This window comes from Pseudomonas sp. B21-047, from assembly GCF_024748775.1.
Lineage (GTDB): Bacteria > Pseudomonadota > Gammaproteobacteria > Pseudomonadales > Pseudomonadaceae > Aquipseudomonas > Aquipseudomonas capeferrum.
Genome location: NZ_CP087169.1, coordinates 815,017 through 839,803 on the forward strand (window position 1 = coordinate 815,017; position 24,787 = coordinate 839,803).

25 protein-coding genes and 1 riboswitch are annotated in these 24,787 nt (G+C 62.8%); of the genes, 16 read left to right on the forward strand and 9 right to left on the reverse strand.

What is annotated here, in order from left to right:
* Positions 1-99 precede the first annotated feature (99 nt).
* Together LOY26_RS03765 and hemH are read left to right on the forward strand one after the other, a co-directional pair.
* The gene (locus tag LOY26_RS03765; RefSeq protein ID WP_033701313.1) at positions 100-1,005 is read left to right on the forward strand and encodes a TIGR01777 family oxidoreductase; all 906 of its coding nucleotides are present in this window, start codon (positions 100-102) and stop codon (positions 1,003-1,005) included.
* A gap of 13 nt (positions 1,006-1,018) precedes the next feature.
* A complete protein-coding gene (hemH, locus tag LOY26_RS03770) occupies positions 1,019-2,032 on the forward strand; it encodes a ferrochelatase (RefSeq protein WP_258714413.1) in 1,014 nt (337 codons plus the stop codon).
* A gap of 51 nt (positions 2,033-2,083) precedes the next feature.
* Here hemH and LOY26_RS03775 read toward each other — a convergent pair whose 3' ends face one another.
* Both LOY26_RS03775 and upp read right to left on the reverse strand, forming a co-directional pair.
* Positions 2,084-3,349, reverse strand: coding sequence for a uracil-xanthine permease family protein (locus tag LOY26_RS03775; protein ID WP_033701311.1), 1,266 nt, complete (start codon positions 3,347-3,349; stop codon positions 2,084-2,086).
* Between the two features lie 2 nt (positions 3,350-3,351).
* Positions 3,352-3,990 carry a uracil phosphoribosyltransferase gene (upp, locus tag LOY26_RS03780; RefSeq protein WP_033701309.1) on the reverse strand — a complete coding sequence of 213 codons (639 nt, stop codon included), beginning with the start codon at positions 3,988-3,990 and terminating at the stop codon, positions 3,352-3,354.
* A gap of 160 nt (positions 3,991-4,150) precedes the next feature.
* On the opposite strand from upp, the gene LOY26_RS03785 reads away from it, so the two are divergent.
* From LOY26_RS03785 to LOY26_RS03800, 4 genes are all read left to right on the forward strand, one after another.
* A complete protein-coding gene (locus tag LOY26_RS03785) occupies positions 4,151-4,708 on the forward strand; it encodes a hypoxanthine-guanine phosphoribosyltransferase (protein ID WP_033701308.1) in 558 nt (185 codons plus the stop codon).
* A gap of 2 nt (positions 4,709-4,710) precedes the next feature.
* Entirely contained in the window at positions 4,711-5,184 is a 474-nt protein-coding gene (locus LOY26_RS03790) for a WbuC family cupin fold metalloprotein (protein WP_258714414.1), read from the forward strand.
* Between the two features lie 65 nt (positions 5,185-5,249).
* Positions 5,250-5,720 carry a hypothetical protein gene (locus LOY26_RS03795; RefSeq protein WP_033701305.1) on the forward strand — a complete coding sequence of 157 codons (471 nt, stop codon included), beginning with the start codon at positions 5,250-5,252 and terminating at the stop codon, positions 5,718-5,720.
* A gap of 68 nt (positions 5,721-5,788) precedes the next feature.
* Positions 5,789-6,079: a PA4642 family protein gene (locus tag LOY26_RS03800; protein WP_033701304.1), complete on the forward strand. Its 291-nt coding sequence runs from the start codon at positions 5,789-5,791 to the stop codon at positions 6,077-6,079.
* 63 nt (positions 6,080-6,142) lie between these two features.
* Here LOY26_RS03800 and mqo read toward each other — a convergent pair whose 3' ends face one another.
* Entirely contained in the window at positions 6,143-7,648 is a 1,506-nt protein-coding gene (gene mqo / locus LOY26_RS03805; protein WP_186660253.1) for a malate dehydrogenase (quinone), read from the reverse strand.
* 602 nt (positions 7,649-8,250) lie between these two features.
* Positions 8,251-8,484, reverse strand: coding sequence for a hypothetical protein (locus tag LOY26_RS03810; RefSeq protein ID WP_033701301.1), 234 nt, complete (start codon positions 8,482-8,484; stop codon positions 8,251-8,253).
* Between the two features lie 144 nt (positions 8,485-8,628).
* On the opposite strand from LOY26_RS03810, the gene LOY26_RS03815 reads away from it, so the two are divergent.
* Positions 8,629-9,213, forward strand: a complete 585-nt coding sequence (locus LOY26_RS03815) for a YajG family lipoprotein (RefSeq protein ID WP_033701300.1) — start codon at positions 8,629-8,631, stop codon at positions 9,211-9,213.
* Between the two features lie 67 nt (positions 9,214-9,280).
* On the opposite strand, the gene LOY26_RS03820 is transcribed toward LOY26_RS03815, so the two are convergent.
* Positions 9,281-9,487 (reverse strand): hypothetical protein, encoded by a 207-nt coding sequence (locus LOY26_RS03820; protein ID WP_033701299.1) that lies wholly within the window; start codon positions 9,485-9,487, stop codon positions 9,281-9,283.
* A gap of 160 nt (positions 9,488-9,647) precedes the next feature.
* Between LOY26_RS03820 and LOY26_RS03825 the strand changes: the two genes are divergently transcribed.
* Entirely contained in the window at positions 9,648-9,908 is a 261-nt protein-coding gene (locus tag LOY26_RS03825) for a hypothetical protein (protein WP_033701298.1), read from the forward strand.
* 33 nt (positions 9,909-9,941) lie between these two features.
* On the opposite strand, the gene LOY26_RS03830 is transcribed toward LOY26_RS03825, so the two are convergent.
* Complete coding sequence (locus LOY26_RS03830) at positions 9,942-11,111, reverse strand: 1-acyl-sn-glycerol-3-phosphate acyltransferase (RefSeq protein ID WP_033701297.1); 1,170 nt, start codon at positions 11,109-11,111, stop codon at positions 9,942-9,944.
* A gap of 122 nt (positions 11,112-11,233) precedes the next feature.
* On the opposite strand from LOY26_RS03830, the gene LOY26_RS03835 reads away from it, so the two are divergent.
* The 4 genes from LOY26_RS03835 (at position 11,234) to LOY26_RS03850 (ending at position 13,228) form a co-directional block, all read left to right on the forward strand.
* Complete coding sequence (locus tag LOY26_RS03835) at positions 11,234-11,419, forward strand: CPXCG motif-containing cysteine-rich protein (RefSeq protein ID WP_033701296.1); 186 nt, start codon at positions 11,234-11,236, stop codon at positions 11,417-11,419.
* Positions 11,419-11,679, forward strand: a complete 261-nt coding sequence (locus LOY26_RS03840) for a putative signal transducing protein (protein WP_033701294.1) — start codon at positions 11,419-11,421, stop codon at positions 11,677-11,679. Before LOY26_RS03835 ends, LOY26_RS03840 begins: the two co-directional genes overlap by 1 nt.
* Positions 11,680-11,694: 15 nt before the next feature.
* A complete protein-coding gene (locus tag LOY26_RS03845; protein ID WP_186660251.1) occupies positions 11,695-12,315 on the forward strand; it encodes an SOS response-associated peptidase in 621 nt (206 codons plus the stop codon).
* Positions 12,316-12,412: 97 nt separating this feature from the next.
* A complete protein-coding gene (locus LOY26_RS03850; RefSeq protein WP_033701292.1) occupies positions 12,413-13,228 on the forward strand; it encodes a M48 family metallopeptidase in 816 nt (271 codons plus the stop codon).
* Between the two features lie 60 nt (positions 13,229-13,288).
* Here LOY26_RS03850 and LOY26_RS03855 read toward each other — a convergent pair whose 3' ends face one another.
* From LOY26_RS03855 to LOY26_RS03865, 3 genes are all read right to left on the reverse strand, one after another.
* Entirely contained in the window at positions 13,289-13,870 is a 582-nt protein-coding gene (locus LOY26_RS03855) for a TMEM165/GDT1 family protein (protein ID WP_177326489.1), read from the reverse strand.
* Positions 13,871-13,960: 90 nt separating this feature from the next.
* A riboswitch (yybP-ykoY riboswitch) is annotated at positions 13,961-14,102 on the reverse strand.
* A gap of 39 nt (positions 14,103-14,141) precedes the next feature.
* Positions 14,142-15,140, reverse strand: a complete 999-nt coding sequence (locus tag LOY26_RS03860; RefSeq protein WP_186662876.1) for a class I SAM-dependent methyltransferase — start codon at positions 15,138-15,140, stop codon at positions 14,142-14,144.
* 54 nt (positions 15,141-15,194) lie between these two features.
* Positions 15,195-16,160: a 2-hydroxyacid dehydrogenase gene (locus LOY26_RS03865; RefSeq protein WP_033701288.1), complete on the reverse strand. Its 966-nt coding sequence runs from the start codon at positions 16,158-16,160 to the stop codon at positions 15,195-15,197.
* Positions 16,161-16,375: 215 nt separating this feature from the next.
* On the opposite strand from LOY26_RS03865, the gene LOY26_RS03870 reads away from it, so the two are divergent.
* From LOY26_RS03870 to LOY26_RS03885, 4 genes are all read left to right on the forward strand, one after another.
* Positions 16,376-18,058, forward strand: a complete 1,683-nt coding sequence (locus LOY26_RS03870; RefSeq protein ID WP_047582748.1) for a fatty acid--CoA ligase — start codon at positions 16,376-16,378, stop codon at positions 18,056-18,058.
* A 333-nt stretch (positions 18,059-18,391) separates the two neighbouring features.
* Entirely contained in the window at positions 18,392-20,278 is a 1,887-nt protein-coding gene (locus tag LOY26_RS03875) for a DUF1302 domain-containing protein (protein WP_186660245.1), read from the forward strand.
* Positions 20,279-20,303: 25 nt separating this feature from the next.
* The gene (locus LOY26_RS03880; RefSeq protein ID WP_186660243.1) at positions 20,304-21,668 is read left to right on the forward strand and encodes a DUF1329 domain-containing protein; all 1,365 of its coding nucleotides are present in this window, start codon (positions 20,304-20,306) and stop codon (positions 21,666-21,668) included.
* A gap of 278 nt (positions 21,669-21,946) precedes the next feature.
* A complete protein-coding gene (locus LOY26_RS03885; RefSeq protein WP_258714415.1) occupies positions 21,947-24,664 on the forward strand; it encodes a LuxR C-terminal-related transcriptional regulator in 2,718 nt (905 codons plus the stop codon).
* Positions 24,665-24,787: the final 123 nt, after the last annotated feature.

Sequence of the window (24,787 nt, forward strand, 5' to 3'; positions counted from 1 at the left end):
TTATAGAGCAGGTTGGCCTATGTTTATCCGAGAGCGTCGGGTCAAAAAAGTGCCTTGTTCTAAAAATAGACCACTGCCGCATTCTGCGAGGACACAGCCATGCATATATTGCTGACAGGCGGCACCGGTTTGATAGGCCGGCACCTGTGCCAGCTCTGGCTCGGCCAGGGCCATCGCCTTACGGTTTGGAGCCGCCGGCCTGATCAGGTACCCAAACTGTGCGGTAGCCAGGTGCGCGGCATCGCCCGGCTTGAAGAACTGCAGGCGGATGATCAGTTGGATGCGGTCATCAACTTGGCCGGCGCGCCGATTGCCGATCGGCCTTGGACCGGCGCCCGGCGTAACCTGCTGTGGGCCAGCCGGGTCACCCTGACCGAGCAGTTGCTGGCTTGGCTGGGCAGCCGCGAGCAGCGCCCGGAGGTGCTGATCTCCGGGTCTGCGGTGGGCTGGTACGGGGATGGCGGTGAGCGCGAACTGACCGAGGTATCGCAGCCGGTACGCGAAGATTTTGCCAGCCAGTTGTGCATCGCCTGGGAAGAAACCGCCCAGCGTTCGCAGGCACAAGGCATCCGGGTGGTGCTGGTGCGAACGGGGCTGGTGCTGGCCAGCGATGGCGGCTTTTTGTCGCGCCTGCGCCTGCCCTTCAAACTGGGGCTGGGCGGGCCGTTGGGCGATGGCCGGCAGTGGATGCCGTGGGTCCATATAGACGACCAGGTCGCCCTGATTGATTTTCTCTTGCAGCACAAGGACGCCAGCGGTCCTTATAATGCCTGCGCCCCAGAGCCTGTGCGCAACCGCGAGTTCGCCAAGCGCCTGGGCCGGGCCATGCACCGGCCGGCCGTGCTGCCCGTGCCTGCGCTGTTGCTCAAGGCCGGCCTTGGCGAGCTGTCGACGCTGTTGCTCGGTGGCCAGCGGGCGCGCCCGGTGCGCTTGCTGGCGGCAGGGTTCACCTTCCGTTTCAATGATCTGCAATCGGCCCTGGACGACTTGTCCAGCCGCCTCTGACATAGGACGCTGCATGACTGATCACGCCCTGCTGCTGGTCAACCTGGGTTCCCCGGCCTCCACTTCGGTGGCCGATGTGCGCCGTTACCTCAACCAGTTCCTGATGGACCCGTACGTGATCGACCTGCCCTGGCCGGTGCGGCGCTTGCTGGTCTCACTGATCTTGATCAAGCGCCCGGAACAGTCGGCGCACGCCTACGCCTCCATTTGGTGGGAGGACGGTTCGCCACTGGTGGTGCTGACCCGCCGTCTGCAAGCGGCGATGGTCGAGCACTGGCCCCATGGCCCGGTGGAGATGGCCATGCGCTATGGCCAGCCGGCATTGCCCGAGGTGCTCGAGCGCCTGGCCGCCCAAGGCGTGCGCACGGTCACCCTGGCACCGCTTTATCCACAGTTTGCCGACAGTACGGTTACCACGGTGGTCGAGCAGGCGAAGCAGACCATCAGCGAACGCCAGCTGCCGCTGCAGATGCGTGTGCTGCAGCCGTTCTACGATCATCCCGACTACATCGACGCGCTGGTGGCCAGTGCCAGGCCCTATCTGGAGCAGGATTACGATCACCTTCTGCTGAGTTTCCATGGGCTGCCGGAGCGGCACCTGAAGAAGCTGGACCCCACCGGCAAGCATGATTTCCGAGCGGCCGATTGTTGCAAGGACGCCAGTGCCGAGGAGCGCGCAGTGTGCTATCGAGGGCAATGTCAGGCCACGGCCAAGGCGTTTGCGCAGAAAATGGGTATCCCGCACGGCAAGTGGTCGGTGTCGTTCCAGTCGCGGCTGGGGCGGGACAAGTGGATCGAACCCTACACCGAGAATCGCTTGGATGAACTGGCTGCTGCGGGGGTGAAGAAGCTGCTGGTGATGTGCCCCGCGTTCGTTGCCGATTGCATCGAGACGCTGGAAGAGATTGGCGACCGCGGCAAGGAGCAGTTCATCGAGGCGGGGGGCGAGGAGTTGGTGCTGGTGCCGTGCCTGAATGATCAGCCGGAGTGGGTGCGGGTGTTGGCGGGGATGTGCGAAAAGGCTTGAATGCAAAGGGCCGCATTGCGGCCCTTTGCGAGCGGTCTGGCAAGGCCGCTCTTACACATCCAGCTTCTTGTTCTTCCAGCCGTCATTGCCCGGCAGAATGAGGTTCAGGGCAATGGCCACTACGGCGCACAGGGAAATACCCTTGAGGCCCCAGTCGTCCGGGCCGTCACCGCTGCCGATCAAGACCCCGCCAATGCCGAACACCAGGGTCACCGAAACGATCACCAGGTTGCGCGCTTCGGCCAGGTCGATCTTGTGGCGGATCATGGTGTTCATGCCCACCGCCGCGATCGAACCGAACAGCAGGCACAGAATACCGCCCATGACCGGTACCGGAATGCTCTGCAGCAGCGCGCCGAACTTGCCGATGAAGGCCAGGGTGATGGCAAAGATCGCCGCCCAGGTCATGATCTTCGGGTTGTAGTTCTTGGTCAGCATCACCGCGCCGGTCACTTCGGCGTAGGTGGTGTTGGGCGGGCCACCGAACAGGCCGGCAGCCGTGGTCGCCAGGCCATCACCCAGCAAGGTGCGATGCAGGCCGGGCTTTTTCAGGTAGTCGCGGCCGGTCACGCTGCCCACAGCGATCACCCCGCCGATGTGTTCGATCGCCGGCGCCAACGCCACCGGCACGATGAACAGGATGGCCTGCCAGTTGAACGCCGGCGCGGTGAAGTTGGGGATCTCCAGCCAAGGCGCGGCGGCAATCTTGGCGGTGTCGACCACACCGAAGGCGAACGCCAGGGCAAAGCCCACCAGCACGCCGGAGATGATCGGTACCAGGCGGAAGATGCCCTTGCCGAACACCGCGACGATCAAGGTGGTCAGCAGCGCCGGCATCGAGATCAGCATGGCGGTCTGGTAAGGCATCAGCGCAGCACCATCACCGCCCTTGCCCATGGCCATGTTGGCGGCGATCGGCGCCATGGCCAGGCCGATCGAGATGATCACCGGGCCAATCACCACGGGCGGCAGCATGCGGTCGATGAAACCGGTGCCTTTGATTTTGACCATCAGCCCCATGAAGGTGTAGACGAAGCCTGCGGCCATCACGCCGCCCATGGTCTCGGCCAGGCCGAACTGGCCCTTGGCAAGGATGATCGGGGTGATGAAGGCAAAGCTCGACGCCAGGAACACCGGTACCTGACGGCCGGTGACCAGTTGGAACAGCAGCGTACCGATGCCAGCAGTGAACAGCGCGACGTTCGGGTCGAGGCCGGTGATCAGTGGCATCAGCACCAGCGCGCCAAATGCCACGAAGAGCATCTGCGCGCCCGAAACGACCTGGCGCCAGAGCGGGTCGTTGAAGCCGTCCTGCATGGTCAGGCGTCCTTTTGCTTGGTGCCGAAGATCTTGTCGCCGGCATCACCCAGGCCCGGCACGATGTAGCCGTGCTCGTTGAGGCGCTGGTCGATCGAGGCGGTGTAGATCTGTACGTCGGGGTGGGCTTTTTCCACCACGTCGATACCTTCCGGTGCTGCAACCAGGACCATGGCGCGGATTTCCTTGCAGCCAGCCTTTTTCAGCAGGTCGATGGTGGCGACCATCGAGGCGCCGGTGGCCAGCATCGGGTCGATGATCAAGGCCAGGCGCTGGTTGATATCCGGTGCGAGCTTTTCCAGGTAGGTGTGGGCTTCGAGGGTTTCCTCGTTGCGCGCGACGCCAACGGCACTGACCTTGGCACCCGGAATCAGGCTGAGCACGCCGTCGAGCATGCCGATACCGGCGCGCAGGATCGGCACCACGGTAATCTTCTTGCCGGCGATTTTTTCGACCTGCACCTTGCCGCACCAGCCGTCGATCTCGTAGGTTTCCAACGGCAGGTCTTGAGTGGCTTCATAGGTCAGGAGCGCGCCGACTTCCTGGGCGAGTTCGCGAAAATTCTTGGTGCTGATGTCGGCACGGCGCATGAGGCCGAGCTTGTGGCGGATCAGCGGATGGCGGATCTCACGAGTGGGCATAGGGGGGGCTCCGAAAGGCGGGCAAAAAAACCGCGCTAGATTAATCTATTCAACCTGTGCTGTCGTGTAGTCCTTTTGGACGTTAGTCCATAAATGCTTGATCTGTGACGAGCGGATGCGTACCTTTGCCCGCTTTTCCAAAATACCCCCGGAGAGCGCAATGTCCGCCGATCTCGAGCACATCCGTCAAGTCATGCGCGAAGCTGACTGTCTGTACAACGAAGCCGAAGTCGAAGCGGCCATCGCCAAGGTCGGCGAGCAGATCTGCAAAGACCTGCACGACAAGAACCCGGTGGTCTTCTGCGTGATGAATGGCGGCCTGATTTTCACCGGCAAGCTGCTGACTCACCTGCAGTTCCCGCTGGAAGCGTCGTACCTGCACGCCACCCGCTACCGCAACCAGACCAGCGGCGGTGAGCTGTTCTGGAAGGCCAAGCCTGAAGTCTCGTTCATCGACCGTGACGTGCTGATCGTCGACGACATCCTCGACGAAGGCCACACCCTCAGCGCCATCATCGAGTTCTGCAAGCATGCCGGCGCTCGCTCGGTGCACACCGCGGTGTTGATCGACAAGGACCACGACCGCAAGGCCAGCCCGGACCTCAAGGCCAACTACGTCGGCCTGCCGTGCGTCGATCGCTACATCTTCGGCTATGGCATGGATTACAAAGGCTACTGGCGCAACGCCAACGGCATCTTCGCCGTCAAGGGGCTGTGACCATGCGCCAGCCCGCGTTCATCGACCAATCGCTGTTCGCTGGGCTGGCGCAAAAGGCTGCCGCCAACCCTCGCGGGCGGCAGCACCACAATTTCCACGAGATGGAAGAGCCCTGCCACCGCATGGCGGTCGGGTTGCAGCCGAGCACGTACATCCCGCCGCATCGGCATCTGAATGACGACAAGGCCGAAGCACTGATCGTGCTCAAGGGGCGCCTGGGCCTGCTGATTTTCGATGAGCAGGGCGCGCTGACCGACAAGCGTGTGCTGCAGGCTGGCGGTGACTGCCTGGGCGTGGACCTGGCACCCGGTACCTACCATGGGTTGGTGGTGCTGGAGCCAGACAGCATCTTGTTCGAGTGCAAGGCCGGGCCGTACCGGCCGGTGGGCGAGGGCGAGCATGCGCACTGGGCGCCACGCGAAGGCGAAGCGGGCGTGGCCGAGTACCAGGCCTGGATGCACGCGCAGTTCGATTGAGCGGCGGCTCCGGTACAGGCTGAACACAGCATGCTAGAGTGCCTGTTCATGCCAAGGAGCCTCACATGCGTGCGATTGTTCCCCTCCTGCTGGCGGTCAGCCTGCCGATCGGTGCAGCACCCCTGCACAGCCAGTTTCTGCCGCCCGATGACCTGTCGTTGCGCCAGGAAGCGCCGACTGGTCAGCAACTGCTGCAGGTGACCGATTATTCGGTCGTAGTAGGTGCCCAGCGCCAGTCCGACCAGCAGCCGATCCCGATCACCGCCTCGTTGCAGATGCGCCTCAAGGGCAAGCCGCTGAGCAAGGGCGCCACCCTTGCCCAGGTGCTGCTGACCTTCGATGGCGAGCCCGGCAAAAGCTTGAAAAAACCGGTCTATGACGAAAAAACCCGCACCTTGAGCCTCAATTACCCGGTCAGCGATTACCGCGTGATCATGGACCTTTTGCGCAACGAGACGCTCTACGTACAGTTTCTGACCTATGGCAACGGCCATATCTGGGCCGACCTGCACACCGGGACCGTACGTACGCGTTGAGGCGTGCGCCCTGCGGGGGGTAAACTGCCGGCCTTCGAAATTCCGTGATGGTCCAGTTGGAGTCGGCAATGCGTAAAGACAAGAAACAGGTAATCGGTGACGAAATCAGCGACGACTACATCAAGTCGTACCTTCAGTTCGAGCCGGCCGATGGCGTGACTTCGCCTTCTCAGCACAAGCTGATCAAGGCTTACCGCGGTCTGCGTATTGACGACTTCGAGCGTTTCGTCCGCTTCTTCGTCGAAGCTGGCCTGGACCTGGATGGCAAGGACGAGCACGGCAAGACCTTTGTCGAGGTAATCGCCGACCAGCGCGGTGCGCCGGAGTACATCGAGGTCATCGAGAAAGCTCGGGGCTGATGTGTAGCCTGTATCGCAGCCACAAAAAAACGCCCCGAGGGGCGTTTTTTCGTTTCAGCCAGCTCAGGCGTAATGCTGGGCCGGGCTGTCTTCTACCAGTTCCAGCGCCGCATCGTTGTCGGCACTGATCTTGCGGTACAGCGCAGCATCGGTTGCCAAGGTCTTCTCGCGAGCCGGGAAGATCTCCTTGAGCTTGGCAGCCCAGGCACCTTTGGCCTGCTCGGGGAAGCAGCGCTCGATCAGTTCGAGCATGATCGAAACGGTGACCGAAGCACCCGGCGATGCGCCGAGCAGCGCCGCCAGGCTGCCGTCCTGAGCCGAGACCAGCTCGGTACCGAACTGCAGAATGCCGCCTTTTTTCGGGTCTTTCTTGATGATCTGCACGCGTTGGCCGGCCACTTCCAGGCGCCAGTCTTCGGCTTTAGCCTGCGGGTAGAAGCGACGCAGGGCTTCCAGGCGTTGCTCCATCGACTGCATCACTTCACTGACCAGGTACTTGGTCAGGTCCATGTTGTCGCGGGCTACGGCCAGCATTGGGCCGATGTTGCCCATGCGTACCGACAGCGGCAGGTCCATCAACGAGCCATGCTTGAGGAACTTGGTGGTAAAGCCGGCGTAAGGGCCGAACAGCAACGAGGTCTTGCCGTCCACCACGCGGGTATCCAGGTGCGGCACCGACATCGGTGGCGCGCCGACTGCGGCCTGGCTGTAGACCTTGGCCTGGTGCAGTTTGACGATTTCCGGGTTGTCGCAGCGCAACCACTGGCCGCTGACCGGGAAGCCGCCGAAGCCTTTGCTCTCGGGGATGCCGGAAAGCTGCAGCAGCGGCAGGGCCGCGCCGCCGGCGCCGAGGAACACGAAGCGGGCATCGACTTCACGGCTGCCGCCGCTGTTGACGTCCTTGATGCTCACGGTCCAGCCGCTGCCGTTACGGCGCAGGCCGACGACTTTCTTGCTGTACTTGACCTGCGTGTCCGGGGTGTCGGCCAGCAGCTTGAGCATCTTGTTGGTCAGCGCGCCGAAGTTGACGTCGGTGCCTTTCGCCACGCGGGTGGCGGCGATGTGCTGGTCGGCCGGGCGGCCGGGCATCATCAGCGGCATCCAGTCCTTCATCACGGCCTTGTCTTCGGTGTATTCCATCTCGGTGAAGGCGTGATGCTGCTTGAGCAGCTCGAAGCGCTTCTTGAGGAAGGACACACCCTTTTCACCTTCGACGTAGCTCAGGTGCGGGACAGGGTTGATGAAAGCACGCGCCGAGCCGAAGTTGCTCTTCTTGCTCAGGTAGGCCCAGAACTGGCGCGAGACCTCGAACTGGGTGTTGATGTGCACGGCCTTCTTGATGTCGATGCTGCCATCGGCGGCCTGGGGCGTGTAGTTAAGCTCGCACAGGCCAGCGTGGCCGGTACCTGCGTTGTTCCAGGGGTTGGAGCTTTCCGCGGCCCCGGAGTCCATCGCCTCGACGACCTCAAGCTTCAGGGTCGGGTCGAGCTCCTTGAGCAGTACGGCCAGGGTGGCACTCATGATGCCCGCGCCTACCAGTACTACATCAACCGATTCGTTCTGCGCCATTTAACGCGTCTCCACAATCTACAGCTACCTAATTGACAGCATAGGACCTGGGTTTGCCAGGATCGCCATGTCCGACTTTTCGCAGTTCTTGCAACTTCCGCGGACACCGCCAATCAGTCTTCGGGTTCAGGTATTGAACCCCGTTTGCCACAGGTGCGGCAATTCGACTTATGGTCAAGGTGTCGTGCGTGCGTTATGGAGCGGCCTCAAATACTCATCCGGGATGAGCGCAGTTGCCGCCTGTTCAGGGCTGTTCGGGACACATCTGCTGCTTTTGCACATGCCAGACTGTTCATTTGCTCGCCACACTCTCGTGAAGTTGTGAAAAACCGTTTTTTCACGCTCTTTTGGAGACGTGAACCTCAAAAGGGGACTGCGCGATGGCAACCCACAGGTTCATGCAGTGCGAAGGGCCGGAAAAGCAGGCACGACAGCCGATGCAAGACCTGAGTGGAAGGCTCTCTGTGGGCGAAGCGGTGAAGGTGCCGGGGTCAAGCGGCAAATGCGGGGCCCGATCAGGAGACGTCCTTATAATCGGGGGGAGATTATAGCGATGTCGCGGGCAGAAAGGTCGTTATTCGTGGTTTTTATTGCAGCGTTTGTCAGGCCGGCAGGCTGCGTTGATGCCAACGGTTGTTTGCGCGCGCGCAAACCCGAGCGCTGGCGGGCAGTTGGCGGCCCAGCCAGGCGAGCTGCACTTCGCTGACCTGCACCCAGCCACTGCCGCTTGGCGGCTGGCTACAGTGCTTGAACGCCAGGCATTTGCCGTCGGCGTCAAGGTGGGCATAGGGGCGGTGGCGCGGGCGTTGGAAGAGCAGGGTCCAGAGCGAGGCCATGGCGGTGAGTCCTTTGTGTTAGGGCTGGGCCAAGGATAACGGCAGGGGCATGAAACGATTGTGACAGCGCAGCCTTGGCGATGACTGGCCTGTGCGAGGCTGGGTATACTGTGCGCCTTAGCCGCATTTTCTGGAGAAACGCGCATGTTGCAACGTCTGTTGTTCGGTTTGATCGCCGTGGCCAGCCTCAGCCTGGTCGGATGTGCCCACAGCCCGCAACAACTCAGCCCGCAACCCAAGCTCACCGCCCAGCTCGCACCTGTCGGCCAGGGTCAGCCGGTGGTGGTCAAGGTGGTTGATGGTCGGGCTTCGCAGTCCCTGGGCACTCGCGGTGGCATGTACCCCGAGACCAGCACCATCAGCGTCAGTGGCAATGATGTGCTGCCCAAGCTGCAGGCCCAGGCCGAAGCCGCTGTACGCCTGCTCGGTTTCACCCCGACGCCGAACGCTAACAATGCGCCGCAACTGACCGTGACCCTGGCCGAGCTGAAATACCAGTCGCCCAAGGACAACCTGTACGTGACCGAGGCCACCATCGGCGCCACCTTCCGTGCCGACGTGGCCAACGCCAACCGCCGCTACAGCGGCCGTTACGGCGCTTCGCTGGATCAGCGCTTCGGCATGGCGCCGAACCAGGAAACCAACACCAAGCTGGTCAGTGATGTGCTGAGCGACGCCCTGACCCGGCTGTTCAAAGACCCGACCATCGGGCAGGTGCTGGCCGAGTAAGCGTTCAGTTGCCTTACAAAAAACCCGCTGCCTGGCAGCGGGTTTTTTGTGGGTGGCTGCGGGGGCTTCAGGCCGCCTGGATGTGGAAATCCAGCACGCTGAAACCGGTGGCAACATCCACCTCTGGCAAGTCTTCATGAGCATGCCCCCCCAATGCGCAATAGACCAGCCACTGCCGGTCTTGCACATTGATGGCGAAACCGTCGATCAACGCCTGTTGTTCGTCGCTCTGGGCAACGAGATAGAGGCGGTCCTGGTTTTCGGCGTGCAGCATGAACAAGCTCCGGATCGGGGAAAGGCCGACAGGGTGGCCTGTTCTGATGACGAGCATGTGACAGATGAAATTTAGTGACACTTTGTCGCCCAGGCCGGGCGCCTGGGTCGGACTTGGGTAGAATGCCGGCCTTCGTTGTCGTTCAAACCGAGGATGCGTGATGTCGTTGCAAGTGCTCTGGGGGTTTCTGGCCGCCCATCCCACCAAGCTGATCAACCTGCTGGCATTGCTGATGACCTGCCCAGGCGGCCTGCTGCTGCACAGCGCACGGCGCCGCGAAGCGGTCACGCGTGAAAGCCTGGCAATGGATGAAGGGGTGATGGATGCGTTTGACCTGAGGGTGCCGCGTTACTTCTATATTCTCGGTTTTTCGTGCCTGGCCCTGGCGCTGTTGTTGTCCTGGTTCAGTACCTGGGTCTGAAAACCTGGGGCCGCAGAGCAGCCCCAAGGTTAGTCAGGCGACCGGTGCCTGCTGCCTGACCTGATACTGGTTGCGCACCGGCGTCGCATACTGCAACACCAGGTACGGCCGCTGCTCTTCGGGGCATGCCTCCAGGCGCCGCTGCCATTCTTCCTTGGCCCGCGCTAACTCTTCGGCCGGGAACACCTTCTCGGCACTCGGCACCTGCAGTGCCTCATCCTTTTCGTCCCACATCGCGTAGGCCAGGTAGTGCACCGGGAACAGCCGGTAGCCGCCGAGGATCTGCCGGTCGATTTCGGCTGCCAACTGCTTGGTGTCTTCGAAGTATTCGGTCACCGGCGCTGCAAAGTTGATGTGCACACGACCTTTGTAGCCAGTGATGCCTTTGGCGATGCTGTTGTCGTCTTCGCCCGGCGCCTTCTTGTAGGTGCCAGTGGTGGCGCGGATGTACAGCTCACGGGCTTTGGCCTGGTCGCAGGGGTCGTACTCGTAGCTGATCGACACCGGCGTCAGGTTAAGGCTCTGGATGACCGCGCCGAACGGTTCGTCCTTGCGGCTCATGTGGAACATCTTGAGGATCGCCGAGTCGGTGCGGTCGTCACCGTCCTTGGCACGGCCTTCGGCCTGGGCGATCCAGATCGACGCAGTATCGTTGCGGATCGAGTGGTTGATGTAGGCCGAAAGCAGTTGGTAAGCCGCCAGCTTTTCGCGACGACCGCTGAGCGAGCGGTGCACGATGAAGCTCTTGTTCAGGCGCATCATGTCGCTGACGAAGGGCTTTTGCAGCAGGTTGTCACCGATGGCGATGCGTGGGGTCGGCAGGCCGGCGTGGTACACGGCGTAGTTGACGAAGGCCGGGTCCATGACGATGTCGCGGTGGTTGGCCAGGAACAGGTACGCGGTGCCGGCCTTGAGCTGCTCGACGCCCGAGTAGGTGACGCCATCGGTGGCGCGTTCGATGGTTTGATCGACGTAGTACTCGACTTTGTCCTGCAAGGTCGAGACGCAGGTGACGCCGGCGAACTCCTTGCGCAGGCGACGGGCGATTAGCGGCTTGAGCAGCCATCCGAGGGGGCCAGCCGCACGCGGGAAGCGGAAGTGGGTGAGGATATCGAGGAATGCCGGGTCGCTGAGCAGGCGTGCCAGCACGGCAGGGACCTCAGCGTCGTCGTACGGTCGGATGGCATCGAATTCGCCCATCATGCTCTCTTGTTGGAAACGGCTAGGGTAATAAGGTAGGGACGGGGTCCGAAAAACGGCTCGAACACACGCAGGCCCTGTAATCAGACCGGCAATTATACGCATAAGTCACCGCGGAGGCCGCGATGCTGGAAACCGACTTCTATGATTGCCCTTATTGTGGCGAACGTGTGGAAACCACTGTCGATATTTCCGGTGGCGACCAGCGCTACACCGAGGATTGCCAAGTGTGTTGCCAGCCTGTGGTGTTCATTTTGCAGGTGCACGGTGACGAATGGATGCTTGAGGTCAGACGCGAGGACGATGCCTGATGCAGCGAATCTACGAACCGGAGAGTTTGCTGGAGGCCGAAATGCTGATGGGCATGCTGGCCAGTGAAGGTGTCTCGGTACATTTGATTGGGCGCGACCTGGTCGGTGCTGCCGGTGAGCTACCGATGCAGGGCTTGCTGGCGCTGGCCGTGCCCGACGAGCAGGCCGAATACGCACGGCAGCTGATCGATGCGTACAATGCTGCCCAGCCACTGGTTGGCGACGAACCGGAGAGCTATCCCGGTACCTTGATCTGCTAGGTTCAGAATTCGCTCATGTGTGGACGTTACGCCCTGTTTCGCTGGCCCCAGGCCCTTGCCAGTCTGCCGGGCTTTCCGGCCGGCCAGCCGGCCCAATGGAATATCTCGCCGGGTGCTTCGGTGCTGATACAGCGCCAGCTCGACGGCCAGCAGCAACTGGCCAAGGCGCGCTGGGGGCTGACCCCGGCCTGGCTCACCGACCTTTCCCGTACGCCTGCCCATGCCCGCGCCGAAACCCTTGCCGAGCAACCGATGTTCCGCGAGGCGTTTCGCCAGCGCCGTTGCCTGATGCCGGCCAATGGCTTCTATGAGTGGCGCGGTACTGTGCGCAAACGCCCGTACTGGCTGACGCCAGGGGAGGGGGCTTCGCTGTATTTCGCAGCGGTGTGGGAGGCGTATCCGGTACAGGACCAAGTCTGGTTGAGTTGCGCGGTGGTGACCCAGGCGGCCATGAACCAGCGCCGGCCTTTGATTCTGGATGAGGCGGGGCGAGCGGCCTGGCTGGCCCCTGATACGCCGATGGCGCGGTTGCATGAATTGCTGGCCAGCCCGCCGGCCACGTTGCGTGAGCGGGCGTTGGCACACTTCGTCAATGACCCGAAGCTCGATGCGCCAGAGTGCCTGACCCCGGCCTGATGCGCTGGCTGCAGTGCCGGTAAAATTCTTCCCTGCGGCTATGGCGGGCCTGGGCGACTAGGCCTAGGATACGCCGCATGTAAAAGGGAGTGTTTTCATGCGTAAGTCATTTGTTGTCAGTCTGTTGAGCGCCGGTATCCTGCTGGCAGGCTGCCAGTCGGTAAATACGACCAGCGGCGGGGCCGTCGGTGTCGAGCGCAAGCAGTACATGTTCAGCATGCTCTCGACCGATGAGGTCAACCAGATGTATGCCCAGTCCTACCAGCAGACCCTCGGTGAGGCGTCGAACAAAGGCGTGCTGGACAAGTCCAGCGCCGACGCCAAGCGCGTGCAGGTCATCGCTGACCGGCTGATCGCCCAGGCGCCTATCTTCCGCCCGGATGCTGCGCAGTGGAAGTGGGAAGTCAACGTGATCAAGAGCGATGAGCTCAATGCCAACTGCGGGCCTGGCGGCAAGATCATCGTTTACACCGGCCTGATCGACCAGCTCAAGCTGACCGATGCCGAGATTGCAGCGGTGGTCGGCCACGAGATCGCCCACGCCTTGCGTGAGCACAGCCGCGAAGCGATGTCCAAGGCCTATGGTGTGGAAATGGCCCGCCAGGGCGCGGGCGCCCTCTTCGGACTGGGCCAGAGCAGCATGGCCTTGGCCGATACCGTGGTGAACTACGCCATGACCCTGCCCAACAGCCGTTCCAACGAGAACGAAGCGGACCTGATCGGCCTGGAGCTGTCGGCGCGTGCCGGTTACGACCCGAATGCCGCGATCACCTTGTGGAACAAGATGAGCAAGGCTTCCGAAGGCGCGCCGCCTGAGTTCATGAGCACTCACCCGGCGTCCGAGAGCCGTATCGCCTCGTTGCAGGCAGCCATTCCGAAGGTGATGCCGTTGTATCAGGCGGCCAAGAAGTAAGCATTGCCATGGGGGCCGCTTTGCGGCCCTTTTGCAACGCAAGGCGCCCCCAGCTTTGTGTTACCCCACCCAGCCACTGGCTTTCATCGCCGAATAAACGGCCACGACCGCCAGCACGATGAACGCGGTAGCCGCCAGGCGACGAATCAGCGTCAACGGCAGTTTATCCGCCGCAAAGTTACCCGCCAGTACCACCGGCACGTTGGCAATCAGCATGCCCAGGGTGGTGCCGATGATGACCATGATCAGGTGTGGGTACTGTGCTGCAAGCATCACCGTGGCCACTTGGGTCTTGTCGCCGATCTCGGCCAGGAAGAACGCAATCAGTGTGGTCAGGAACGGGCCGAAGCGGCGCGCGGGGTTTTCATCGTCATCCATCTTGTCCGGCACCAGCGTCCACAGTGCAGTGGCGGTGAAGCTGGCGGCCAGGATCCAGTGCAGCGCCGAGTCGCTGAAGAACCCGCCGACCCACGCACCCACGGCGCCTGCGGCGGCATGGTTGGCCAGGGTGGCGGCGATTATACCGGCGATGATCGGCCAAGGCTTGCGAAAGCGGGCAGCGAGGATGAGCGCGAGCAGTTGCGTCTTGTCGCCGATTTCGGCGAGGGCAACGATGGCGGTGGGGACCAGCAGGGATTCCAGCATCAGGTTTCCTACGGGGGCGGGTCGACACGGCTATGACACGTACAGCCTTCCCGCCCCGGGTAAGGTGTGCGTGTCATAGGTCTTGTCAAACCGCGGATCCGTCTGTGCGGATCTCTCTATGCAGGCGCTGCATAGCGGGTCGCACGCGCCATGGCCTGTGGGCCAAGTATGTTGACGCGTGCCGGGCGAGCTGGGTGCTCGCGGGAGACTACTCCCCTAGGACGGTGCGGATTCTGCCTAGCCGAATCGGTTTCGGCAAGCGCTGTTTTTAACCGCGTGTTGCCTGGTAGATACGAAAACCGTCGGCCTCGGCGCGTACCTGGCAGTTGCCCAGCGCCCCTTCGATCAGCGGCTGGTAGCGCAGGAAGCTGTTCGCCACCAGGCGCATTTCGCCACCTTTTCGCAGATGAACGCTGGATTTTTTCAGCAAGTTCTCCGACGCCTGGTAGTTGGTGTGGACCCCGGTATGAAACGGCGGGTTGCTCAGGATCAGGCTCAAGTCGGTGGGGGCCGCGTCGATGCCATCGCCGCTGATCACTTCACCTTCCAGGCCGTTGGCGGCCAACGTCAGGCGACTGGCAGCCACGGCGAAGGCGTCGACGTCCAGCAAGGTCAGCCGGCTTTGCGGATAGCGGCGTTTCACCGTGGCACCCAGCACGCCGGCACCGCAACCGAAGTCCAGTACATGCCCGCACGGTAGGCCATCGAGGTGCTTGAGCAGCAGTGCGGTACCGCGATCGAGGCGGCCATGGCTGAACACGCCCGGCAGGCTGACCACCTGCAGTGGGCCGTCTTCGAGGTCGAGCTCGAAGCGCTCGGCCAGGCTTTGCAGCGGCGTGGCCGCTGGCGCCTGGTTGACGGTCACTTGCCACAACTGGCAATGCCGGGCGCTGTCGAGCTTGCGCGGTTTGCCAAAGGCCTGCAGTTGCTTCGCCGCGCCTTCGATACCGCCGCGTTTCTCCCCGACCAGGTACAACTCGCGCCCGGCCAGGCGCGACGCCAGGGCGTTGAGCAGGTAGGCGGCCAGCTCACGGGACTTGGGCAGAAACAGCACGGCGCTGTCGAAGGCCACCGGGGGCGGTTCGACACCGTAGTGGCTGCGCCCGGCAAAGCGCCCTTCGAGCATGGCCTGGTCGCCGGCATGCCAGGTCCAGCCATGGGCCATGGGCAGGTGGCCGAGCAGATCGTCGGCGGGCGCACCGGCGATCAGCAGCGGGCCCTGGAACAGGTCCGCCTGGCGGAGCAACACTTCACTGCGCGGGTCCATGGACGACGCCTCCTGGAAAAAAGTCGCGCAGTGTAGCAGAGGCTAACGCTGCGCTCAGCTGACCACGCGGCGTGGCTGACCGGCGAAGTAGGCCTGGGCATTCTCGCTGAGCTGGCCGACGATGCGCTGGCGCGACTCCACTGCACCCCAGGCACTGTGCGGGGTGATGATCAGCCGGGGGATATCGCCTGCCAGCAGCGGGTTGCCATTGACCGGCGGCTCGACGCTGAGCACGTCGGTGGCGGCGCCACCGAGGTGGCCCTGGCGCAGGGCGTCGGCCAGTGCCTGCTCGTCGATCAGTCCGCCCCGGGCGGTGTTGACCACCAGGGCACCGGGCTTGAGCAGGGCCAGCTCGTCGGCCCCGATCATGTGCCGGGTATGCTCGTTCAGTGGGCAGTGCAGGGTCAGCGCGTCGACTTGCGGCAGCAGGTCTTGCAGCGGCATGCGGTCGGCGCGCTCCGGGCGGCCGGGGATCTGCCCGCTCAACACGCGCATGCCAAAGGCTTCCGCCAGGCGTGCCACCGCGCCGCCCAGCTCGCCATGGCCGAGCAGGCCAAGGGTCTTGCCCTCCAGCTCGACGATGGGGAAGTCCAGCAGGCAGAACTGGTTGGCCTTGGCCCATTGGCCGTCAGCCACCGCCTGGTTGTAGTCGCACAGGCGCGTGGCCAGGGCCAGCAGCAGGGCGAGGGTGTGCTGGGCCACCGACGGCGTGCCATAACCCTGGCAGTTGCACACCGTGATGCCTTGGGCGCGGGCCGCTGCCAGGTCGACATTGTTGGTGCCGGTGGCGGCCACCAGGATCAGCTTGAGCTGCGGGTTGGCCGCTAGGGCTGCGGCATCGAGCATGACCTTGTTGCTGATCACCGCGACGGCGCCCTGCAGGCGTTCGGCGACCTGCTCCGGGCGGGTGGCGGCAAACAGCTCGAACGCCTCGAACTGCGATTGCAAGGGCGACAGGTCGAGGTCACCCAGGTCCAGGGACTGGTGATCGAGGAACACGGCGCGACGCGGGCTGGGCATGGGGTTCTCCGGTGGCGGGGCGGGCAATGGGCATGGGTTTCGGTGCAAAGCCCGAAGGGGTTAGCCGCAGTGTCTAGCCCGCGGTTACCGCGCGTCAACGCCTGCCACTCATACCTCAACGGCCCAAATCATTCCTTCGGCTGATTTGACCGTCACATTGAGCTACTACAGTAGATCCAGACTTGTCCGGCCCGCTTTTCAGAAAAGGGATACCCATGTTGCAGACCCGCATCATCAAACCCGCCGAAGGCGCCTACGCCTACCCGCTGCTGATCAAACGCCTGCTGATGTCCGGCAGCCGTTACGAGAAAACCCGCGAGATCGTTTATCGCGATCAGTTGCGCCTGACTTATCCACAGCTCAACGAGCGTATCGCTCGCCTGGCCAATGTCCTGACCGAAGCCGGGGTCAAGGCCGGTGACACGGTGGCGGTGATGGACTGGGACAGCCATCGCTACCTGGAATGCATGTTCGCCATCCCGATGATCGGCGCGGTGGTGCACACCATCAACGTGCGCCTGTCACCGGAACAGATCCTCTACACCATGAACCACGCCGAAGACCGGGTGGTGCTGGTCAACAGTGACTTCGTCGGGCTCTACCAGGCCATCGCCGGTCAGTTGACGACGGTCGACAAGACCGTGCTGCTGACCGATGGCCCTGACAAGACCGCCGAGCTGCCCAACCTGGTCGGCGAGTACGAACAGTTGCTCGCCGCCGCCAGCCCACGCTACGACTTCCCGGATTTCGACGAGAACTCGGTGGCCACCACCTTCTACACCACAGGTACCACCGGCAACCCCAAGGGGGTGTACTTCACCCATCGGCAACTGGTGCTGCACACCCTGGCTGAAGCCTCGGTGACCGGCAGCATCGACAGCGTGCGCCTGCTGGGCAGCAACGATGTGTACATGCCCATCACCCCGATGTTCCACGTGCATGCCTGGGGCATCCCTTACGCCGCCACCATGCTTGGCATGAAGCAGGTGTACCCGGGGCGCTACGAGCCGGACATGCTGGTCAAGCTGTGGCGTGAAGAGAAAGTCACCTTCTCCCATTGCGTGCCGACCATCTTGCAGATGCTGCTCAATTGCCCCAGCGCCCAGGGCGAGGACTTCGGTGGCTGGAAGATCATCATCGGCGGCAGTTCGCTTAACCGGTCGTTGTACCAGGCTGCACTGGCGCGCGGTATCCAGCTGACGGCGGCGTACGGCATGTCCGAGACCTGCCCGTTGATTTCGGCCGCGCACCTGAACGACGAACTGCAGGCCGGCAGCGAGGATGAGCGCATCACCTACCGGATCAAGGCCGGCGTGCCGGTGCCCCTGGTGGAAGCGGCGATCGTCGACGGCGAGGGCAATTTCCTCCCGGCCGATGGCGAGACCCAGGGCGAACTGGTGCTGCGAGCCCCGTGGCTGACCATGGGCTACTTCAAGGAGCCGGAAAAGAGCCAAGAGCTGTGGCAGGGCGGCTGGCTGCACACCGGTGACGTCGCGACCCTCGACGGCATGGGTTACATCGATATCCGCGATCGCATCAAGGATGTGATCAAGACCGGCGGCGAGTGGGTATCTTCGCTTGACCTCGAAGACCTGATCAGCCGTCACCCGGCGGTGCGCGAAGTGGCGGTGGTGGGTGTCGCCGACCCGCAGTGGGGCGAGCGACCCTTTGCCCTGCTGGTGGTGCGCGACGGGCAGGCCATTGACGCCAAGTCGCTCAAGGACCACCTCAAGCCTTTTGTCGAAGAGGGGCACATCAACAAGTGGGCAATTCCAAGCCAGATCGCCGTTGTTACTGAAATTCCCAAGACCAGTGTCGGCAAACTCGACAAGAAACGCATCCGCCAGGACATCGTCCAGTGGCAGGCCAGTAACAGCGCGTTCCTGTCGACTCTGTGAGCACCGTGCGGGTCGTGTACGTCAGAACACGACCCGCATGCTAGAGAGCCCGGCGCCTTGCCAAACAGCCAAAATGCGCCATGCTTCAGCACTGCCAGCGCGTCACGAAGAAAAACGTCGGTACGAGTTGGCGGCACGGAGCGCAAATCACACTTTAGAGGGATCAAGCGCCTGTGCCTTGCTGGCTATAGTCGAGGCCAGGGGATTTTCAGGAATGGGGAAGGGCGACACGCGCAAGCCGTGTTGCCGCAGGCGCAAGCCTGCATACCGGTCCCACGGGCCGTTTCTGAAAGGACTCACTGCCATAACAAAAAAGTACATGGAGTAGCGTCGATGAAATCTGCAAACCTGTTCTGGCGCCGGGCCAAGTTGCCCCTGGCCGTCAGCCTTGCTTCCACGCTCGCAAGTCCTGCTTTCGCTGTCAGTTTCAACATTGGTGAAATCGAAGGCCAGTTCGACTCGTCGCTCTCCATCGGCGCCAGTTGGTCGACGGCCAACCCCAACAAGAACCTGATCGGGGTGAACAACGGCGGCAAAGGCCTGTCGCAGACCTCCGACGATGGCCACCTGAACTTCAAGAAGGGCGAAACGTTCTCCAAGATCTTCAAGGGCATCCATGACCTCGAACTCAAGTACGGTGACACCGGCGTGTTCGTGCGTGGCAAGTACTGGTACGACTTCGAGCTGAAGGACGAAAGCCGCGAGTTCAAGGACATCAGCGACTCCAACCGCAAGGAAGGCGCCAAGTCTTCCGGTGCCGAACTGCTCGATGCGTTCGTCTATCACAACTATTCGATTGGCGACATGCCAGGCTCGGTGCGCCTGGGCAAGCAGGTTGTCAGTTGGGGTGAGAGTACCTTCATCGGCGGCGGCATCAACTCGATCAACCCGATCGACGTGTCCGCGTTCCGCCGCCCGGGGGCCGAGATCAAGGAAGGCCTGATCCCTGTCAACATGTTCTACATTTCCCAGAGCTTGACCGATAACCTGTCGGCTGAGGCCTTCTATCAGATCGAATGGGACCAGACCGTCGTCGACAACTGCGGCACGTTCTTCTCCCAGCCAGACATCATCGCCGACGGCTGTACCGACAACCTGCGCGTGCTCAACAGCAGCCGCACGGTGCCGGGCGCAGCCCAGCAGTTCCTCGCCACTCAGGGCGTGAACATCAACGAAGAAGGGGTGATGGTGCGCCGCGGCGCCGACCGTGATGCCCGTGACAGCGGCCAGTTCGGCGTGGCTCTGCGCTACATGTTCGACCCGCTGGACACCGAGTTCGGTGCCTACTTCATGAACTACCACAGCCGCGCGCCGATCTTCAGCGCCACTGGCGCCCCACCGTCGGTGTTCGCCGGCCTGAGCGCGCTGCCTGCACAGTTGCGAGCGCTGGCACCGCTGATTGTGGCCGGTAACTCCGAGTACTTCGTCGAGTACCCCGAGGACATCCGCCTGTACGGCCTGAGCTTCTCCACTACGCTGCCTACGGGTACGGCGTGGAGTGGTGAAGTCAGCTATCGCCCCAATGCCCCCGTGCAACTGAATACCACCGACATCCTATTCTCGGGCGTGCGTCCGATTGGTGGCGCACTGACCAACGCTTCGCTGCTCTCCGGTACCCCCGGCCAAGACCTGCACGGCTACCGTCGCAAGGAAATCACCCAGTTCCAGACTACGCTGACGCACTTCTTCGACCAGGTAATGGGCGCCAGCCGCATGACTGTGGTGGGCGAAGTTGGGGTTACCCACGTTGGCGGCCTGGAAAACGCACGCGAGACCCGCTACGGCCGTGACCCGGTCTTCGGGCCTGGCCCGCTGCCTGCTACCGGCGGTGCGGACACCTGCCAGGCGCTCAATGGCAGCACCATCGCTGGCGCAGGTGCTGGGGCATCCACCACCAACCTGAATCGCAAATGCGAGAACGACGGCTACACCACCAGCACCTCCTGGGGCTACCGCGCCCGGGTCATCTGGGACTACAACGACGTCTTCGCCGGGGTTAACCTCAAGCCCAGCGTGGCCTGGTCGCATGACGTTTCCGGCTACTCGCCTGGCCCTGGTGCCAACTTCGAGGAAGGCCGCAAGGCCGTCAGCCTGGGCCTGGACGCCGAGTACCAGAACACCTATACGGCGAGCCTGTCGTACACCAACTTCTTCGACGGCAAGTACAGCACCGTGGATGACCGCGACTTCGTCGCCCTCAGCTTCGGCGTGAACTTCTAAGAATACTGATTCAGGACGACACAACATGAACAAGACCAGAAGTGTGCTGCAAGCCGGTGTACTGGGCCTGTCCCTGCTGGCGACCAGCGTCATGGCTGCGGTATCCGCCGACGAGGCGGCCAAGTTGGGCAGTACCCTGACCCCGATGGGCGCCGAAAAGGCCGGCAACGCCGATGGCTCGATCGGCCCGTGGGAGCCGCTGTCGAAGACGGCGGGTAGCGTCGACGGCAAGGGCTTCCTGGCCGACCCGTATGGCAGTGAAAAGCCGTTGTTCACCATCACTGCGCAGAACGCCGATCAGTACAAGGACAAGCTTTCTCCGGGCCAACTGGCCATGTTCAAACGCTACCCGGACAGCTTCAGGATCCCGGTATTCAAGACCCATCGCGGCTCCACGGTACCTGCCGACGTGTTCGCCGCCATCAAGAAAAACGCCACCCAGACCACGCTGGTGGAAGGCGGCAACGGCTTGAACAACTTCGACACGGCGGTGCCGTTCCCGATCCCGAAAAGCGGCCTGGAAGTGATCTGGAACCACATTACCCGCTACCGTGGGGGCAGTGTCAGTCGTCTGGTGATCCAGGCCACGCCGCAGCAGAACGGCTCGTTCGTCGCTGTGAACTTCTCGGACCAGTTCGTCTTCCGCGACAAGATGAAGGATTACGACCCGAACAACCCGGGTAACATCCTCTTCTACTTCAAGCAGGAAGTGACCGCGCCCGCACGCCTGGCCGGTACCGTGCTGCTGGTGCACGAAACCCTCGACCAGGTGAAAGAACCGCGCAATGCCTGGATCTACAACGCCGGCCAGCGTCGCGTACGCAAGGCACCGCAAGTGTCGTACGACGGCCCGGGTACTGCTGCCGACGGCCTGCGTACCTCGGACAACCTGGACATGTTCAACGGTGCGCCAGACCGCTACGACTGGAAGCTGGAAGGCAAGAAGGAACTGTACATCGCCTCCAACGCCTTCAAGCTGGATGACCCCAAGCTGAAGTACGTCGACATCATCAAGGCCGGGCACATCAACCAGGACCTGTCCCGTTACGAGCTGCGCCGCGTCTGGCACGTGGTTGCAACGCTCAAACCGAGTCAGCGGCACGTCTACGCCAAGCGTGACTTCTACATCGATGAGGACACCTGGCAGGCTGCAGTGATCGATCAGTACGACGGTCGTGGCCAGCTGTGGCGCGTTTCCGAAGCCCATTCACAGCCGTATTACAACAAAGAAGTACCTTGGTACACCCTGGAAACCATTTACGACCTGCAGTCGGGTCGTTACCTGGCGCTGGGCATGAAGAACGAAGAGAAGCGCGCTTACGACTTTGGCTTCAGTGCCAGCAAAGCCGACTTCCAGCCAGCGGCCCTGCGTCAGTCGGGTATTCGTTGAGCTGATAACCTGCAACTCCGTGTGATCCCCAGAACGCCCCGGCTTGCCGGGGCGTTTCTGTTCAGCCACTGCGCAATTCGCGGCCACCTGCAGGGCCGCGATAAGGCCGGTGAATGTTCCGCCAAAGCCCCGGCCTAGTGCTCGTCCATCAGGGTTGTTGCTTTTTGTCGTAGTCTTTTACAGCGCAATTGCGCCCATCATCTTCAAATGCGCTGCGTTACCCGCTAGTCTCGCAAGCATCCGTATCGCCGTTGTCTTCCCATCAGAACGAGCCGGCCATGACAGATCTGTCCCGTACGCATGGATTCGCCAGCCAGGCCCTCGGCCTGCTGGGCGGGCGTTTCTTTCGGCCACCGCTGCCGGACGGCCACGTGCCGCGTGCACGTCTGTGCCAGCGCCTGCAGGCAGGCCTGAACGGGCGGTTGCTGCTGGTCAACGCGCCGGCGGGCTTTGGTAAAAGCTCGTTGGCCATCGAGTTCTGCGAAGCACTGCCCGAGCACTGGCGAAGCCTCTGGCTTGGCCTGAGCCAGCGCGATGCCGACCCCGGGCGTTTTCTTGAGCGGCTGCTCGAAGGCCTGCAGCAGTACTGCCCCGCCTTGGGTGGCCAGGCCATGGGCCTGCTGAAAATGCGCCAGCGTCACCAGCCATTCGCCTTCGAGGAGTGGCTCGACGGCCTGCTCGACGAGCTGGCGCAGTACCTGCAAGCCGATACGCCCCTGCTACTGGTGCTGGATGACTATCACCTGGCGCAAGGGCCGGTACTCGACAGTTGCCTGCAGTTTATCCTCAATCACTTGCCCAATGGCCTGGTGCTGTTGATCACCAGCCGCCAGCGTCCGGATTGGCACCTGGCGCGCTTGCGTCTGTCCCGGCAACTGGTCGAACTCAACGAGCAGGAGCTGCGCCTGACGCCTGACGAGTCGTTGGCGGTAATCGGCCGCCAACCCACCGGCCTGCGTGGCCAGGCACTGGACAACCTGATCCAGCGCAGTGACGGCTGGGTGGCCGGGCTACGCTTCTGGCAGCTTGCGGCCAGCGAATCAGGCGATGAGCATGCCTTGCCCCACGCCTTGCATGGCGGCGAAGGGCTGATACGCGATTACTTGCTGGAAGAAGTCATCGAGATCCTGCCGGCGGACGTACAGGCCTTTCTCTACGAAACGGCGTGCCAGGAGCGCTTCTGTGCGCCGCTCTGCGATGCCCTGCGTCGCCGCGAGGACAGTACCGCGATCCTGCGCTTCCTGCAGGCTCACCAGGTGTTTCTGGTGCCGCTGGACGAGCACGGTCACTGGTTTCGTTACCACCACCTGTTCTCTGACCTGCTGCGTAGCCGCCAGGCCAGCGAACCGCTGGCGGGCCTGCACTTGCGTGCCTGCCGCTGGTTCGAGGGGCAAGGCTTGCTGGACGAGGCGGTTGAACAGGCGCTGCGTGCCGGCCACCTCGATGTGGCTGCCGACCTGGTGCAGAGCCTTTCCGAGGAGCAGCTGCTGGCCGAGCAGAACGTCGGCATGCTGCTGCGCTGGAAGATGGACCTCCCAGAAAGCTTGCTGATCAGCACGCCGCGGCTGATCGTGCTGTATAGCTGGGCGTTGGGGTTGGCTTGCCAGCTGGATGCGGCCGAAGAACTGGCCGGTTACCTCAGCCGTTTTCTGCCTGCACCGTCGGCGACCGCGCAGAAGTCGATGCTGGCCCAGTGGCTGGCGCTGAGCGGCGTCATCGCGCGCGGGCGGGGTGATCGCGAGCGCACCTTGGCTTATTGCGGTGAAGCGCTGCAAAGCCTGCCGTGCAAGCGTTATGGCCAGCGCCTGGTGTGCCTGTCGACACTGTCCAACCTGGCCATTGCCGATGCCGACTTCTGGCATGCGCGGGGCTGGAACCGCGAAGCTCTGGAGCTGGCCCAGCGTGTCGGCAACCCGCTGTTCGAGGCCCTGGCGCACTATGATCGGGCGCGGGTGCTGCATGCCCGTGGTGAAGTGTTGCGGGCCCTGGACGAAGTGCGCCAAGGCTTGCAGCGCCTGCAGGGGCTGTCGGGGCAGCGCTTGTATGCGGTGCGGGCGCGGCTGACCCTGTACGAGGGCTACCTGCTGGTTTCGCGCCTGCAAGCCGCCCAAGGCCGTGCGCGCCTGCGTGCGGGGCTGGGTGAAGCGCGGGCCTGCCGGGACATCAGCGTGCTGATCGGCCACTGTGTGATTGCGACGCTCGATGGCCGCGAGGGCCACTTCGCCGAAGCGTTCGCCGAGCTGGCCGAGGCGGAGCGGCTGATGCACATCTGGGATGTTCCGCCGATCTACTACCTGGCCATGATTACCCTGGTCAAATGCGAGCTGTGGCTGGCGCAAGGGCGTACCGACCTTGCCGAGTCGTGGTTGCTGCGGCTGGGGCAGACCTACGGCGGCGAGCAGCCCGCAGCGGCCCCGGAGTTTCACCCGTTGCTGCCACTGCATATCGAACTGCAGCAGGCGTTGCTGGCGCGTATCCAGCTGCGCACAGATGAATCTATTCAGCGCCTGTCGGGGCTGGTCGAACGGGGTTTGGCCAGTGGCGGCATGCTGCTGGCCGTCAGTGCACTGTGCCAGTGGCTTGCCCTGCTGCTAGGGGAGGGCCGTGAAGCGCAAGCTGCCGGGCTGCTGCCCAAGGCGCTCGAAGCCGCGCAGGGCGGCGTGCTGCACCCCTTCCAAACGTTGCTCGAAAAACACCCACAGTGGCTGCACGAGCAGCTTGCAGCGCACCCCGGTTGCGCGGTGCAGGCCGAACTGCTCAAGCGCCTGCCGCCATTACCTGTGGTCAGCAGCGGCAGCGGCGAGGCGTTGAGTGGTCGGGAGCGGGCTGTGCTTGAACTGATCGCGCAGGGGTGTTCCAACCAGCAGATCAGCGAGCGGCTGTTTATCTCGCTGCATACCGTCAAGACCCATGCCAGCCACATCAACAGCAAGCTGGGCGTCGAGCGCCGGACGCAAGCGGTGGCCAAGGCCAAATCGCTGGGCTTGCTGGCCTGAGGTAGCCCTCGCGGGGTTTGCTCGCTAAAGTAATGGCTTGAGGCCACTGCGCGCAATTGTTTAGCGCGCTGCATGCTCAACCCTCATCTTTCCCGACCGGTTGCCGATACAGCATTCGGTGGT

Excerpts from the sequence above, each read along its gene's own strand:
- upp (WP_033701309.1), bottom strand. The coding sequence starts at position 3,990 with ATGCCCACTCGTGAGATCCGCCATCCGCTGATCCGCCACAAGCTCGGC.
- LOY26_RS03830 (WP_033701297.1), bottom strand. The coding sequence starts at position 11,111 with ATGATGGGCGAATTCGATGCCATCCGACCGTACGACGACGCTGAGGTC.
- LOY26_RS03865 (WP_033701288.1), bottom strand. The coding sequence starts at position 16,160 with ATGCCCAGCCCGCGTCGCGCCGTGTTCCTCGATCACCAGTCCCTGGAC.
- LOY26_RS03795 (WP_033701305.1), top strand. The coding sequence starts at position 5,250 with ATGCGTGCGATTGTTCCCCTCCTGCTGGCGGTCAGCCTGCCGATCGGT.
- LOY26_RS03845 (WP_186660251.1), top strand. The coding sequence starts at position 11,695 with ATGTGTGGACGTTACGCCCTGTTTCGCTGGCCCCAGGCCCTTGCCAGT.
- LOY26_RS03765 (WP_033701313.1), top strand. The coding sequence starts at position 100 with ATGCATATATTGCTGACAGGCGGCACCGGTTTGATAGGCCGGCACCTG.
- LOY26_RS03790 (WP_258714414.1), top strand. The coding sequence starts at position 4,711 with ATGCGCCAGCCCGCGTTCATCGACCAATCGCTGTTCGCTGGGCTGGCG.
- LOY26_RS03850 (WP_033701292.1), top strand. The coding sequence starts at position 12,413 with ATGCGTAAGTCATTTGTTGTCAGTCTGTTGAGCGCCGGTATCCTGCTG.
- LOY26_RS03815 (WP_033701300.1), top strand. The coding sequence starts at position 8,629 with ATGTTGCAACGTCTGTTGTTCGGTTTGATCGCCGTGGCCAGCCTCAGC.
- LOY26_RS03820 (WP_033701299.1), bottom strand. The coding sequence starts at position 9,487 with ATGCTGCACGCCGAAAACCAGGACCGCCTCTATCTCGTTGCCCAGAGC.
- LOY26_RS03875 (WP_186660245.1), top strand. The coding sequence starts at position 18,392 with ATGAAATCTGCAAACCTGTTCTGGCGCCGGGCCAAGTTGCCCCTGGCC.
- hemH (WP_258714413.1), top strand. The coding sequence starts at position 1,019 with ATGACTGATCACGCCCTGCTGCTGGTCAACCTGGGTTCCCCGGCCTCC.
- LOY26_RS03860 (WP_186662876.1), bottom strand. The coding sequence starts at position 15,140 with ATGGACCCGCGCAGTGAAGTGTTGCTCCGCCAGGCGGACCTGTTCCAG.
- LOY26_RS03810 (WP_033701301.1), bottom strand. The coding sequence starts at position 8,484 with ATGGCCTCGCTCTGGACCCTGCTCTTCCAACGCCCGCGCCACCGCCCC.
- LOY26_RS03885 (WP_258714415.1), top strand. The coding sequence starts at position 21,947 with ATGACAGATCTGTCCCGTACGCATGGATTCGCCAGCCAGGCCCTCGGC.
- LOY26_RS03835 (WP_033701296.1), top strand. The coding sequence starts at position 11,234 with ATGCTGGAAACCGACTTCTATGATTGCCCTTATTGTGGCGAACGTGTG.
- LOY26_RS03800 (WP_033701304.1), top strand. The coding sequence starts at position 5,789 with ATGCGTAAAGACAAGAAACAGGTAATCGGTGACGAAATCAGCGACGAC.
- LOY26_RS03825 (WP_033701298.1), top strand. The coding sequence starts at position 9,648 with ATGTCGTTGCAAGTGCTCTGGGGGTTTCTGGCCGCCCATCCCACCAAG.
- LOY26_RS03880 (WP_186660243.1), top strand. The coding sequence starts at position 20,304 with ATGAACAAGACCAGAAGTGTGCTGCAAGCCGGTGTACTGGGCCTGTCC.
- LOY26_RS03870 (WP_047582748.1), top strand. The coding sequence starts at position 16,376 with ATGTTGCAGACCCGCATCATCAAACCCGCCGAAGGCGCCTACGCCTAC.
- LOY26_RS03775 (WP_033701311.1), bottom strand. The coding sequence starts at position 3,349 with ATGCAGGACGGCTTCAACGACCCGCTCTGGCGCCAGGTCGTTTCGGGC.
- mqo (WP_186660253.1), bottom strand. The coding sequence starts at position 7,648 with ATGGCGCAGAACGAATCGGTTGATGTAGTACTGGTAGGCGCGGGCATC.
- LOY26_RS03785 (WP_033701308.1), top strand. The coding sequence starts at position 4,151 with ATGTCCGCCGATCTCGAGCACATCCGTCAAGTCATGCGCGAAGCTGAC.
- LOY26_RS03840 (WP_033701294.1), top strand. The coding sequence starts at position 11,419 with ATGCAGCGAATCTACGAACCGGAGAGTTTGCTGGAGGCCGAAATGCTG.